Here is a 12,671-nt window from a genome sequence, read left to right as displayed (position 1 = left end):
ATATGGGATGCTCCGTTAATCCCCATGGGACCCATGGATTCGGTGGAGCCCGCTTCAGCGGTAGCTGCGCGCATCCTCGATCACACGCCCATCGTTGGGCAGGCTGCCTGGCGGCACCATCTGCACCTCGCCGCGCAGTTTGGTCACTTCGCGGATGGCGTCGCCCAACTGGCGCGCCAGGCCTTCGGCGGTTTCGGTGGTCTCCACCTGCAGCAGCATCTGGTCGTTGGCCATCTCGCCGCTGACCACCAGGCGTGCGCGCAGCACTTGCGGAAAGCGGCGCACGATGGTGGCCACCTGGCCGGGGTGCACGAACATGCCGCGTACCTTGGTGGTCTGGTCCGCACGCCCCATCCAGCCCTTGATGCGGCTGTTGGTGCGGCCCGTGGGACAGGTGCCGGGCAGCACGGCCGAGAGGTCGCCGGTGCCAAAGCGCACCAGCGGGTAGTCGGGGTTCAGCGTGGTCACCACCAGCTCGCCCACCTCGCCCTCGGGCACAGGGTCGCCGGTGCCGGGGCGCACGATCTCGACGATCACGCCCTCGTCGAGCACCAGGCCTTCCCGTGCGCTGGTCTCGTAGGCGATCAGCCCCAGGTCGGCCGTGGCATAGCACTGGTAGCCGGCGATGCCGCGCTCGGTGAACCAGTCGCGCAGCGAGGGCGGAAAGGCCTCGCCCGAGACCAGGGCCTTGGTCACGGTGGGCAGGGCCACACCCATCTCGGCCGCCCGCTCGACGATGAGCTTGAGGAAACTGGGCGTGCCGATGTAGCCTGCAGGCTGGAGTTCGGCCATGGCCTGCACCTGCTGCTCGGTCTGGCCGGTGCCGCCGGCGAACACGGTGCAGCCCAGGGCGTGGGCACCGGTCTCCATCATGGAGCCAGCGGGCACGAAGTGGTAGCTGAAGCTGTTGTGGATCAATTCGCCCGGGCGAAAGCCCGCGCCGTACATGGCGCGCGCCATGCGCCAGTAGTCGCGTCGCGTGCCCTCGGGCTCGTAGATGGTGCCGGGGCTGGCGAACACGCGCGGCATGGCAGCACCGAAGTGGAGGGCGCTGAAGCCGCCGAAGACATTGGTGGCGCGGCCGGCCTGCTGGCGTTCCAGCAGTTCGTGCTTGCGCGTGACGGGCAGCTGCGCCAGGGCAACTCGGCTGGTGATCGCGGAGGCGTCAACTCCCGCGAGGATGCCGGCAAATGCCGGCGAAGCCTTCTGGGCGTGGGCCACCTGAGCGGGCAGGGCGGCGAGCAGGGCTGCTTCGCGTGCCTTGGGATCACGGGCTTCAAGGTCGTCGTAGTAGGCAGCGGTCATGGAATGCTTTCTGGTGCGATCAATGCAAGGAAGTGCTCAAGCCAACCAGCGCTTGCGGCGCTTGTAGCTTTTCACGTCCTTGAAGCTCTTGCGTTCGCCGCCACCCACGCCCAGGTAGAACTCCTTGACGTCCTCGTTGTTGGCCAGGTCGCTGGCAGCGCCATCCATCACCACGCGCCCGCTCTCCATGATGTAGCCGTAGTCCGAGTACTTGAGTGCCATGTTGGTGTTCTGCTCGGCCAGCAGAAAGGTCACCTGCTCCTTGGTGTTCAGGTCTTTCACGATGTTGAACACCTCTTCGACGATCTGCGGCGCCAGGCCCATGGAGGGCTCGTCCAGCAGCACCATGCTGGGGTTGGCCATCAGCGCGCGGCCGATGGCGCACATCTGCTGCTCGCCGCCCGAGGTGTAGGCCGCCTGCGAGGTGCGCCGGGTCTTGAGGCGCGGAAAATAGTTGTAGACCTTCTCCAGATTGGCCGCGATCTCGGCCTTGCTGGTACGGGTGTACGAGCCCGTCATCAGGTTTTCCTCGATGGTCAGGTGCGCAAAGCAGTGGCGCCCCTCCATGACCTGGACCACGCCGCGCTGCACCAGGTCGGCAGGCGAGAGGTTTTCGATGCGCTCCCCGCGCAGTTCGATGCTCCCCTTGGTGACCGCGCCGCGCTCGCCCTGCAGCAGGTTGGAGACGGCGCGCAGCGTGGTCGTCTTGCCTGCCCCGTTGCCCCCCAGGATGGCCACGATGGAGCCCTGCGGCACCTGCAGTGAGACGCCCTTGAGCACCAGGATCACGTGGTTGTAGATGACCTCGATGCCATTGACGTTGAGAACGATGTTTTTCGGTTCCATGGTGTTGCCTTCGCTGTGCCAATCGGGAAGGTTGCACACGCAACCCTCTCGGCTGGCGGCTGTGGTTACAGCCGGTTGAAACGGGCGCGGCCCCGCCCAGGGACACCGCGCAAGGCCCACCCCGCAGCGCCGGTGTGGCGCTGCAGGGGGCGGGTCTTGGTCAGGACTGGCAGTCGGCCGGAGTGCGTGGTGTGAGTTTCTTCTCAGCGGCGTACTTGGCGGCGATGGACTTCACCAGTGGCTTGAGGATTTGCTCGTCAGCCTGCAGCCAGTCCGACGTGAACTTCCATGCCTTGCCGTCCCAGGTGTGGATGCGGGCCCAGGCGGAGCCCATGTGGTCGGTGCACGAGGTGCTGATGGGGCGCATCACGCCCGCAAAGCCCAGGGCATCCAGCTTGGGTTGCGTGAGGTTCAGGTTTTCCAGGCCCCAGCGCACTTGTTCCCCGGTCATGACCTTGCCCTTGCCAAAGCGGTCTTGCGCAGAACGGATGCCCTCCACACCCAGCATCGCGCTCATGGCGCCGCGCATGTACAGCACCTGGCCCACTTCGTCCTTGGGGCCTGTGCCCTGGCCCTTGTCGTGCAGCATGGCCAGCACGTCCTTGACCAGCTTGGACTGCGGCTCGGCACCGTGCTGCATGGCCACAGCGTTGTAGCCCTTGGCACCGTCGCCCAGGTCCCTCACGTCGGGCTCGGCGCCAGACCACCACGCTCCATACATTTTCTCGCGCGGGTAGCCGGTGGCCTGGGCTTCCTTGATGGCGGTGGAGTTCATCACGCCCCAGCCCCACAGGGCGACGTAGTCAGGGCGCGACTGGCGGATCTGCAGCCAGGTGGATTTTTGCTCCACGCCGGGGGCAGTCACCGGCAGCAATTGCAGCTCAAAGCCGTGCATCTTGGCCCGTTCCTGCAACATGGGGATAGGTTCCTTGCCATAGGGGCTGTCGTGGTAGACCAGTGCAATCTTCTTGCCCTTGAGCTTGTCAAGGCCGCCTTCCTTTTTGCCAATGTCCTGCACGATGGCGTCGGCTGCTACCCAGTAGTTTCCGGCCAGCGGAAAATTCCATTTGAATATGGTGCCATCTGCCGCTTCGCTGCGGCCATAACCGATAGTCACAAGAGGAACTTTATCGGAGGGGGCCTTCTCGGTAATAGCGTAGGTTGCGCCAGTTGAAAGGGGCTGCACCAGCGCGGCACCGCCGTTCTTGCCCTTCAAGCGCTCATAGCATTCCACGCTGCGCGCCGTGTCATAGCCGGTTTCGCACTCTTCAAACGTCAGCTTCACACCGTTGATACCGCCACGGGCGTTGACCAGCTTGAGGTAGTCCACGTAGCCATTGGCCCAGGGCGCGCCGTTGGGGCCGTAGGGGCCGGTGCGGTACGACAGCACGGGAATGAATTGTTCTTTGGGCTGCGCGAAGGCGCTGGTCGATACGACCGATGCACCGGCGGCCACGGTGGCCACGGCCAGAACCAGGGTACGAAGCTTCATGGTTGTCTCCTGTGAATAAAGATAGAAGCACTGCGAAATCACATGGGCCTTGAGTCAACGAACAACCGGTGCGCAATGCATCGGTGTTTGCCGGCAAGCCTCTTCGTGGATGAGGAAAAGAAACGGTCAATCAATGCGGGAACGGCCACAGGCGCAGTTTCTGCTTGCCCATGGACCACAGCTTGGCCAGGCCATGGGGTTCCACGATGAGGAACCACACAATCAGGCCGCCAAAAACCATGAGCTCCGTATGCGAAATGCCGGCGGTGGAAATGGAGATGCCGAACAGGCCCAGGAACACCGGCAGGAACTGGTTGAGCGCAATGGGCAGCACCACGATGAAGGCCGCACCAAAGAAGCTGCCCATGATGGACCCCATGCCGCCGATGATCACCATGAACAGCAGGCGAAACGACATGTCCACCGAGAATGCGCCGGGCTCCCAGGCTCCCAGGTACACAAAAGCCCACAGGCCACCGGCCACGCCGATGATGAAAGAGCTGACAGCAAACGCGCTGAGCTTGGCGTACATGGGGCGGATGCCGATCACTGCCGCTGCCACATCCATGTCGCGGATGGCCATCCACTCGCGGCCAATGGCGCCGCGCACCAGGTTTTTGGCCAGCAAGGCCATGACGACCAGGATGGCCAGGCAGAACAGGTATTTGCTGGTGGCGCTCTCAATGGGCATGCCAAACACCTGAAGGTTGGACACCGATATCGCGCCCGAGGGCGTATCGAGCGTGAACCACTTGATGCGCAGGAACATCCAGTCGCTGAAGAACTGCGCCGCCAATGTGGCCACCGCCAGATACAGCCCCTTGACGCGCAGGCTGGGCAACCCGAACAGAATGCCGAAGAACGTGGCGCACAGGCCACCCAGGATGAGCGCAGGGATCAGCGGCAGGCCTGGCAACCGCATGAAGAAGTTGTAGGCGCCATAGGCCCCCACGGCCATGAAGGCACCCGAGCCCAGCGAGATCTGGCCGCAGTAGCCCACCAGGATGTTCACCCCCAGCGCCGCCAGGGACATGATCACGAACGGGATCAGGATGGCGCGAAAGAAGTAGTCGCTGGCCAGCATGGGGACAGCCACAAAGGCTACGGCCAGCAGCAGCGCGATGGCAATGCGGTCCTGCGCGATCGGGAAGATCTGCTGATCGGCCCGGTAGCTGGTTTTGAACTGGCCATTTTCACGGTAGATCATGTGGTTCTCCTTGTAGTTCTTGTGACGGCTTACACACGGTCAATGATCTTCTCGCCAAACAGCCCCTGGGGCCTGAACAGCAGGAACACCAGCGCCAGTGCATACGCAAACCAGATCTCGATGCCCCCGCCGACAAACGGCCCCAGATACACCTCGGACAGCTTCTCGCCCACGCCGATGATGAGTCCGCCGATGATGGCGCCCGGCACCGACGTAAGGCCGCCCAGGATCACCACCGGCAGCGCACGCAGCGCCACGGTGGCCAGCGAGAATTGCACACCCATCTTGCTGCCCCAGATCATCCCGGCCACCAGGGCCACCACACCGGCCACACACCACACGATCACCCAGATGCGGTTGAGCGGGATGCCGATGGACTGGGCGGCCTGGTGGTCGTCGGCCACGGCGCGCAGGGCGCGGCCGGTGGAGGTCTTCTGGAAGAACAGGGAGAGGGCCACCACCAGCGCGGCGGCGATGGCTGCGGCGATCACGTCTTCCTTGTTGATCAGGATGCCGCCGGGGAACAGGTTGTCCAGCGCGAACAAGGGCTCCTTGGGCATGCCGATGTCGATCTTGTAGATGTCGCCACCAAAGATGGTCTGGCCCAGGCCCTCCATGAAGTAGGCAATGCCCAGCGTGGCCATGAGCAGCGTGGCGCCTTCCTGGTTGACGAGGTGGCGCAGCACCAGGCGTTCGATCACCCAGGCCACCACAAACATCACCGCGCCTGCCAGCACGAAGGCGATCAGATTGGCTGCGATCCTGCTCTCCAGCCCGGTCCACTTCGGGATCCACTCGGAAAAACGCGCCATCGCGAGGGCCGCGAACAGCACCATCGCGCCCTGCGCAAAGTTGAACACGCCCGAGGCCTTGTAGATCAGTACAAAACCCAGCGCCACCAGCGAATACAGCATGCCGGCCATGAGGCCGCCCAGCAGAGTTTCAAGAAAAAATCCCATGTCTTTGTCTCCTGCGCTTTCTGTGGCTTCAGTGCGAGGTGCCCAGATAGGCACTGATCACGTTTGCGTTGTTGCGCACTTCGTCGGGGGTGCCGTCGCCGATCTTCTTGCCGTAGTCGAGCACCACAACGCGGTCGGAGATGTCCATCACCACGCCCATGTCGTGTTCGATGAGCACGATGGTGGTGCCGAACTCGTCGTTCACGTCGAGGATGAAGCGGCACATGTCCTGCTTTTCCTCGACGTTCATGCCGGCCATGGGCTCGTCGAGCAGCAGCACCTGCGGCTCCATGGCCAGGGCCCGGCCCAGGTCCACGCGCTTTTGCAGGCCATAGGGCAACTGGCCCACGGGGGTCTTGCGGTAGGCCTGGATTTCGAGGAAGTCGATGATGTGCTCGACGAACTCGCGGTGGCGGATCTCCTCGCGCTCGGCCGGGCCAATGCGCAGTGCCTGCAGCAGCAGGTTGCTTTTGATCTTGAGGTTGCGCCCGGTCATGATGTTGTCGATCACGCTCATGCCCTTGAACAGCGCCAGGTTCTGGAACGTGCGCGCCACGCCCATCTCGGCCACCTGGCGCGAGTTCATGTGCGAGAAGGTCTTGCCGCGGAAGGTGATGGAGCCGTCCTGCGGCGTGTACACACCGTTGATGCAGTTGAGCATGGAGCTCTTGCCTGCGCCGTTGGGCCCGATGATGGCGCGGATCTCGTGCTCCTTGACGTTGAACGAGATGTCGGTGAGCGCTTTCACGCCGCCGAACCGCAGGCTGATGTTCTTGACGTCGAGGATGACGTCGCCGATCTTCTTTTGGTTCATGGTGGGGTGCAGTTGCTTTTCGGGCGGGTAGAGCGCGGGCTTCATGCGGCGGCCTTGACGGGTGTGAAGGTCTTGGTTACGGCATAACTTGCTTCGCAAGTGAGCCTTCTCTGAAACGATCCCATCATGCGGCTCTCCGCATGCTGGGATACGTTTTGGTGTCCGACAGCTTGAGCGTGGCGCTCACGCTGCCGGTGCGGCCGTCCTCGAACTTGACCTGGGTCTCGATGAACTGCTCGGTGCGGCCCGCATAGAGCGCCTCGACCAGCACGCCGTACTTGTCGGCGATGAAGCCGCGGCGGACCTTGTTGGTGCGCGTGAGCTCGCCATCGTCGGCATCGAGTTCCTTGTGCAGCACCAGGAAGCGGCTGACCTGGCTGCCGGCCAGAAGGGCGTCGCTCGCCAGGTCGGCATTGACCTTCTCCACGCACTCGCGGATCAGCTCGTACACCTCGGGCTTCTGCGCCAGGTCGGTGTAGCCGGCGTAGGGCAGGTTGCGGCGCTCGGCCCAGTTGCCCACGGCGTCGAAGTCGATGTTGACCATCACGCACACCTTCTCGCGGCCGTCGCCCAGGGCGACGACTTCCTTGATGTGCGGGAAGAACTTGAGCTTGTTCTCCACATACTTGGGCGCGAACATCGCGCCGTCGTTGGCACCGCCCTTGATGCGGCCCACGTCCTTCACACGGTCGATGATCTTCAGGTGGCCATGGGCGTCGAGGAAGCCCGCGTCGCTGGTGTGGTACCAGCCGTCGGCCGTGAGCACCTCGGCCGTGGCCGTGGGGTTCTTGTAGTACTCCTTGAGCAGGCCGGCGGACTTGACGAGGATTTCGCCGTTCTCGGCCACCTTGATCTCCACGCCGCGGATGGGCACGCCCACGGTGTCGGCGCGCGCCTGGTTGTCGGGTTGCAGGCAGACGAACACCGCAGTCTCGGTGGAGCCGTAGAGCTGCTTCAAGTTGATGCCGATGGAGCGGTAGAAGGTGAACAGGTCGGGGCCGATGGCCTCGCCCGCCGTGTAGGCCACCCGCACGCGCGAGAAGCCGAGGTTGTTGCGCAACGGGCCATAGACCAGCAGGTTGCCGAGGGCGTACTTGATGCGGTCGAGCGTGCCCACGGGCAGGCCGTCCATGAGTGCCGGGCCGACGCGCTGGGCCACCGCCATGCAGGCCTGGAACATCTTGCGCTTGAGGGTGCCGGCGTCCTCCATGCGGATCATCACGCTGGTGAGCAGGCCTTCGAAGATGCGCGGCGGCGCGAAGTAGTAGGTGGGCCCTACCTCTTTCAGATCGATGGTGACGGTGCTGGCCGACTCGGGGCAGTTGACCACGTAGCCGCAGGCCAGCCACTGCGCGTAGCTGAAGATGTTCTGGCCGATCCAGGCCGGGGGCAGGTAGGCCAGTACCTCTTCGCTGCCGGTGAGCTTGTCGAACTCGGCACCGGCCGAGGCGCGGTCGAGCAGGGTGCTGTGCGTGTGCACCACGCCCTTGGGGTTGCCGGTGGTGCCCGAGGTGAAGAACATGGCGGCCACATCGCCGGGCTGCACCTTGGCCACCTCGTCGCGGAACCACTGGGGGTGCTGGGTGGCGAAGGCCTTGCCCGCCTCGATCAGCGCATCCAGGGACGACAGGCCCTCTTCCTGGTAGTTGCGCAGGCCGCGCGGGTCGTCGAAGAAGATGCGCGCGATCAAGGGGCATTGCTCGCGGATCTCAAGCAGCTTGTCCACCTGTTCCTGGTCTTCCACCAGGCAAAAGCGCACCTCGGCGTTGTTCAGCGGAAAGATGCACTCGGCGCCCACGGCATCCTGGTACAGCGGCACCGGAATGGCGCCCAGCGACTGCGCGGCCAGCATGGTGGCGTACAGGCGCGGGCGGTTGGCGCCGATCACCACCATGTGCTCATGGCGCTGCAGGCCCGCCTGGTGCAGGCCGGCCGCCACATGCTCCACCAGCGTCGCCAGGTCGGCCCAGCTGTGGGCCTGCCAGATGCCGTATTCTTTTTCGCGCAGGGCCGCAGCCGTGGGGCGCTCGGCGGCATGCTGGAGCAGCAGTTGCGGGAACGTGGTCTTCATTCCGGTTCCTAAAAAATGAGGGGATGTCCGCCCGGTGACAGCCGGGAGCGCGGCCTTGTGGCTGCGTACGGGATGAATGCTAGGACCGACTTTGACGTCGTCTTGTCTTGCCGACGACAATTTACGGGAAACTACTCCTCGGGTTAAACCCTGACGCACTGCGAATGGCCGTTGGGCGGGGGCCGTGGACGGGGTGTCGGGGGGCATGTCGCGGTGGGGCGGTATCCTCACGGGCATGTACGCCCCGTTTTTCGGTCTCCAGCACCCGCCGTTCTCCATCGCACCCGACCCGCGCTACCTGTTCATGAGCGAGCGGCATCGGGAGGCCCTGGCCCACCTGCTGTACGGCCTGGATGCCGGAGGCGGCTTCGTGCTGCTCACGGGCGAGGTGGGCGCGGGCAAGACCACGGTGTGCCGCTGCTTCCTGGAGCAGATTCCCGAGCACTGCAACGTGGCCTACATCTTCAACCCCAAGCTCACGGTGGGCGAGCTGCTGCGCTCGATCTGCGACGAGTTCGGCGTGCCTCACAAGGCGGCGGTGCCGGGCCACGAGACGGTCAAGGACTGCATCGACCCGCTCAACGCCTCGCTGCTGGCGGCCCATGCCAGCGGCCGCAACAACGTGCTCATCATCGACGAGGCGCAGAACCTCGAAGCCGACGTGCTCGAGCAGTTGCGCCTGTTGACCAACCTGGAGACCGCCGAGCGCAAGCTGCTGCAGATCATCCTGATCGGCCAGCCCGAGTTGCGCAGCATGGTGGCGCGCCCCTCGCTGGAGCAGCTCGCGCAGCGCGTGATCGCGCGCTTTCACCTCGACGCGCTGAGCCCGCAGGAGACGCAGCAGTACATTGCGCACCGGCTGGCCATCGCGGGGCTGCAGGGCCCGGTGCCGTTCAGCCGGCGCGCCCTCCGGCGCGTGCACACGCTGTCGCGCGGCATACCGCGGCGCATCAACCTGTTGTGCGACCGCGCGCTGCTGGGGGCCTACGCGGCCGGCATGCGCGAGGTGAGCACGGCCATCGTCGAGCGCGCAGCGCGCGAGGTGTTCGGCGCGCCGGTCTCGGGCGGTGCCGCAGAGCGCCGCAGCCTGGCGGGCATGCCGCGCTGGGCAGTGGCTGGCGTGGGCGGGGTGGCGGGCGCTGCGATCGTGGCGGCCGCCGCGTGGACGCTGGGGGTGCGCCCGTCGCAGCCTTCGCCCGGCGCTGCACAGACGGGCCGCCCGATGGCTGCAGCGCCGCAGCGCCCCGCTTCTGCTGCGGCGGCAAAGGTGCCCCAGGCGGGGGCCTCGGTGCCGGTGCCCGCGCTGGCGGCTGCTGCACCAGCATCTGCCGCTTCTGCTGCCGCGCCGGCCCCGGCCCCGGCCTCCGGGCTGCAGCAGTTCCTGCTGGCGCAGGCCCCCAACGATGCCTCGGGCTGGCAGGTGCTGGCGTCGGCCTGGGGGGCCGCCTTGCCCGAAGGCGCCGATGCCTGCGCCACGCTGCCCCGCGATGGGTTGCGCTGCTACCGCAACCGCCGTGCGGGGCTGAACCTGATCCGCCTGATCGACCGCCCGGTGCTGCTCACGCTGTTCCCCTCGGAGGAGGGAGACAGCGCCGTCTCGGCGGTGTTGCGCAGTCTGGACGACGATATGGCCACGCTGGAGAGCGGAGGCCGTACGCTGCACGTACCGCTGGCCGACCTGGCGCAGGTCTGGCGCGGCGACATGGCCACGCTGTGGCGCGCGCCGCCCGGCATGCCCGACAAGGGCGAGATCACCGACAGCCCGGCGGGAGCGGCCTGGCTCGATGCGCGCCTGGCCTCCAAGGCGGCCGGGGGCACGGGGCCAGGCAGCCGGCCGGTGACGCCTGCGCTGCGCCAGTCGCGCATCCACCGCTTCCAGCTGGCCCAGGGCGTGACGCCCGATGGCCGGGCTGGTCCCCTGACCCTGATGCTGCTCAACCGCGCCGCCGGCGTGAAAGAACCGCGCCTGCGCACCGGAGCCTGATCCCCATGTCCTACATCCTTGATGCGCTGCGGCGCGCAGAAGCCGAGCGGGGCCGGGGCGCCGTGCCAGGCATCCATACGCAGGCCATGCCCACGAGCGGAATGCCTGCAGAGCGCCCCAGTTCGGGCAATGTGCTGGTCATCGGCACGGCGGTGGTGGCCATCGCCGCGCTGGCCGCGGGCGGAACCTGGTGGGCCATGCAGCGCACCGTCGCCACGCCCGCCGGCAGCGCGGGTGTCGTTGTGGCACCGCCAGCCACGCCTGTACCGACGCCTGGGCCTGCGCCCATGCTGCCCCCGACCGTGGCTGCGCCGGCTCCCGCTCCCGCCCCTGCAGTCGCCACGGTTGCCGCAACGCCGGCGCCAGCGATTGACCAGCCTCTGGTCCCCTCCACGGCGCAGCCGCGGCCGGTGGCGCCCAAGCGCGTGGCCGAGCCGGTGCGCGAAAAGCCCGCCCGCGAAAGCGAGGCAGTGCGGCGTGAAACGGTAGCCACCGCCCCCCCCGCAGCCGCACCCCCTGCCGCACTTCCCAACAGCCCCGTTTTCGCACAGAACGAGCTGCCACCTTCGGTGCGCGAGCAATTGCCGGTGCTGCAGGTCACGGGCGCCACGTACTCCAGCAATCCCGCGCACCGCATGGCCATCGTCAACGGCCAGGTGCTGCAGGAGGGTGACCAGGCCGCGCCGGGGCTCAAGCTCGAGCGCATCGAGCAGGGGCGCACCGTCTGGTCGTTCCGCGGCTACCGCTACGCGGTGGCGCCGCAGTAGCCTGGCCTTGCATCAGCGCAGAAAGCGCCCGTCCCGGCCGATCAGGGTGAGCTCGACGAAGCGCGAGGCATTGCGCTCCGGCGTGCTGGCGTTGATCTCGAAGCCGCCCAGGTCCCATTTCTTGAGGGCCCAGGTGGCGTCGATGAACGCGGCGCGCGTCGGGTTGCGGCCGGCGCGCTGCAGGGCCTCGGCGAACACCCGGGCGTTCAGGTAACCCTCCAGCGCCAGGTGCGAGGGCTCGGCCGTGGCGCCGGAGGCCTTCCACGCGGCCTGGAAGTCGCGCACCACCGGCATCACCACGTTGGACGGCAGGGGCACGACCTGCGAGATGGCCATGCCCGTGGCGTCGGCGCCCAGCGCCTTCACCGTGGCGGGCGTGCCCATGACGGACAGCGCATACAGCGTCACGCCGCGCTTGAGGGCGCGAAAGGCCTTCACGAACTCCAGGGTGGGCTTGCCCGCCAGGCCGATGACAATGGCTTCAAGGTCGGCACCCGCCAGTTTCGCGGCGGCAGCGCCTGCGTCCGAGGCATTGTTCTCCACCGTCACCGTGACGGCGGCAGGCAGCTTGAGCTTGCCCATGGACTGCTCTGCGGCTGTGAACACCTCTTTGCCGAAGGAGTTGTTCTGGTAGACGATGCCGATGCGCTGGATGCCGATGGTGGACAGGTGCTGCACCAGTTTCTCGGCCTCGTCGGCGTAGCTGGCGCGGATGTTGAACACGCTGCGCGCGTCCTTCGTGCGGCTCAGCTGGGCGCCGGTGAAGGGGGCGAAGAAGGGGACGCCGCTCTGGACCACCTTGGGCAGCATGGCGTCGATCATGGGCGTGCCCATGCAGTTGAAGAGGGCGAAGTTGCCCGGGTCGGCCAGGAACCTGTCCACGTTGGCCAGGGCCTTGGGGACCTCGTAGGCGTCGTCCAGCGTTGTCAGCTCGATGCTGCGGCCATGGACGCCGCCCTTGGCATTGATGCTGGCGAAGGCCGCCTTGGCGCCCTGGTGCATGGCCGAACCCAGGTCGCCCAAAGGCCCGGTGAGCGCCGTGGACTGGCCGATGCGGATCGGTCCCTCCTGCGCCGTGGTGCTGCGGCTCCAGTGTGCCAGCGGCAGGGCGATGGCGCCGGCCAGCAGGGTGCGTCGGCGAAGTGCGGGCTTGGGGGTGTGGATGCCGCCTGTGGCTGTGTTCATGGGGTGGTGTCTCCGTGCTCTTGGAATGGGGGCCCTGTGCC

General features: G+C 66.3%; 10 protein-coding genes. 2 read left to right on the top strand and 8 right to left on the bottom strand.

Annotated features, from left to right (window positions below; translation table 11 throughout):
- Nucleotides 1-54 precede the first annotated feature (54 nt).
- The 7 genes from U5N23_RS17390 to U5N23_RS17360 form a co-directional block, all read right to left on the bottom strand.
- Complete coding sequence (locus tag U5N23_RS17390; protein ID WP_322594034.1) at nucleotides 55-1,305, bottom strand: phenylacetate--CoA ligase family protein; 1,251 nt, start codon at nucleotides 1,303-1,305, stop codon at nucleotides 55-57.
- A gap of 36 nt (nucleotides 1,306-1,341) precedes the next feature.
- Entirely contained in the window at nucleotides 1,342-2,151 is an 810-nt protein-coding gene (locus U5N23_RS17385) for an ABC transporter ATP-binding protein (protein ID WP_322594033.1), read from the bottom strand.
- 160 nt (nucleotides 2,152-2,311) lie between these two features.
- Nucleotides 2,312-3,643, bottom strand: a complete 1,332-nt coding sequence (locus U5N23_RS17380; protein ID WP_322594032.1) for an ABC transporter substrate-binding protein — start codon at nucleotides 3,641-3,643, stop codon at nucleotides 2,312-2,314.
- Nucleotides 3,644-3,773: 130 nt separating this feature from the next.
- Entirely contained in the window at nucleotides 3,774-4,850 is a 1,077-nt protein-coding gene (locus U5N23_RS17375) for a branched-chain amino acid ABC transporter permease (RefSeq protein ID WP_322594031.1), read from the bottom strand.
- Between the two features lie 29 nt (nucleotides 4,851-4,879).
- Nucleotides 4,880-5,809, bottom strand: coding sequence for a branched-chain amino acid ABC transporter permease (locus tag U5N23_RS17370; protein WP_322594030.1), 930 nt, complete (start codon nucleotides 5,807-5,809; stop codon nucleotides 4,880-4,882).
- Between the two features lie 28 nt (nucleotides 5,810-5,837).
- On the bottom strand, nucleotides 5,838-6,623 hold the full coding sequence (locus U5N23_RS17365; RefSeq protein WP_322594509.1) for an ABC transporter ATP-binding protein: 786 nt from the start codon (nucleotides 6,621-6,623) through the stop codon (nucleotides 5,838-5,840).
- Between the two features lie 124 nt (nucleotides 6,624-6,747).
- Nucleotides 6,748-8,694: an AMP-dependent synthetase/ligase gene (locus U5N23_RS17360; RefSeq protein WP_322594029.1), complete on the bottom strand. Its 1,947-nt coding sequence runs from the start codon at nucleotides 8,692-8,694 to the stop codon at nucleotides 6,748-6,750.
- Between the two features lie 235 nt (nucleotides 8,695-8,929).
- Between U5N23_RS17360 and U5N23_RS17355 the strand changes: the two genes are divergently transcribed.
- Together U5N23_RS17355 and U5N23_RS17350 are read left to right on the top strand one after the other, a co-directional pair.
- On the top strand, nucleotides 8,930-10,678 hold the full coding sequence (locus U5N23_RS17355; RefSeq protein WP_322594028.1) for an AAA family ATPase: 1,749 nt from the start codon (nucleotides 8,930-8,932) through the stop codon (nucleotides 10,676-10,678).
- A 5-nt stretch (nucleotides 10,679-10,683) separates the two neighbouring features.
- Nucleotides 10,684-11,445, top strand: coding sequence for a general secretion pathway protein GspB (locus tag U5N23_RS17350; protein ID WP_322594027.1), 762 nt, complete (start codon nucleotides 10,684-10,686; stop codon nucleotides 11,443-11,445).
- Between the two features lie 12 nt (nucleotides 11,446-11,457).
- On the opposite strand, the gene U5N23_RS17345 is transcribed toward U5N23_RS17350, so the two are convergent.
- The gene (locus tag U5N23_RS17345; RefSeq protein WP_322594026.1) at nucleotides 11,458-12,630 is read right to left on the bottom strand and encodes an ABC transporter substrate-binding protein; all 1,173 of its coding nucleotides are present in this window, start codon (nucleotides 12,628-12,630) and stop codon (nucleotides 11,458-11,460) included.
- Between the last annotated feature and the right edge of the window lie 41 nt (nucleotides 12,631-12,671).

The organism is Acidovorax sp., from assembly GCF_034519795.1.
GTDB lineage: Bacteria > Pseudomonadota > Gammaproteobacteria > Burkholderiales > Burkholderiaceae_C > Acidovorax.
Note: the sequence above shows the minus strand (reverse complement) of the source record. Positions and strands in the feature narration are given on the sequence as shown.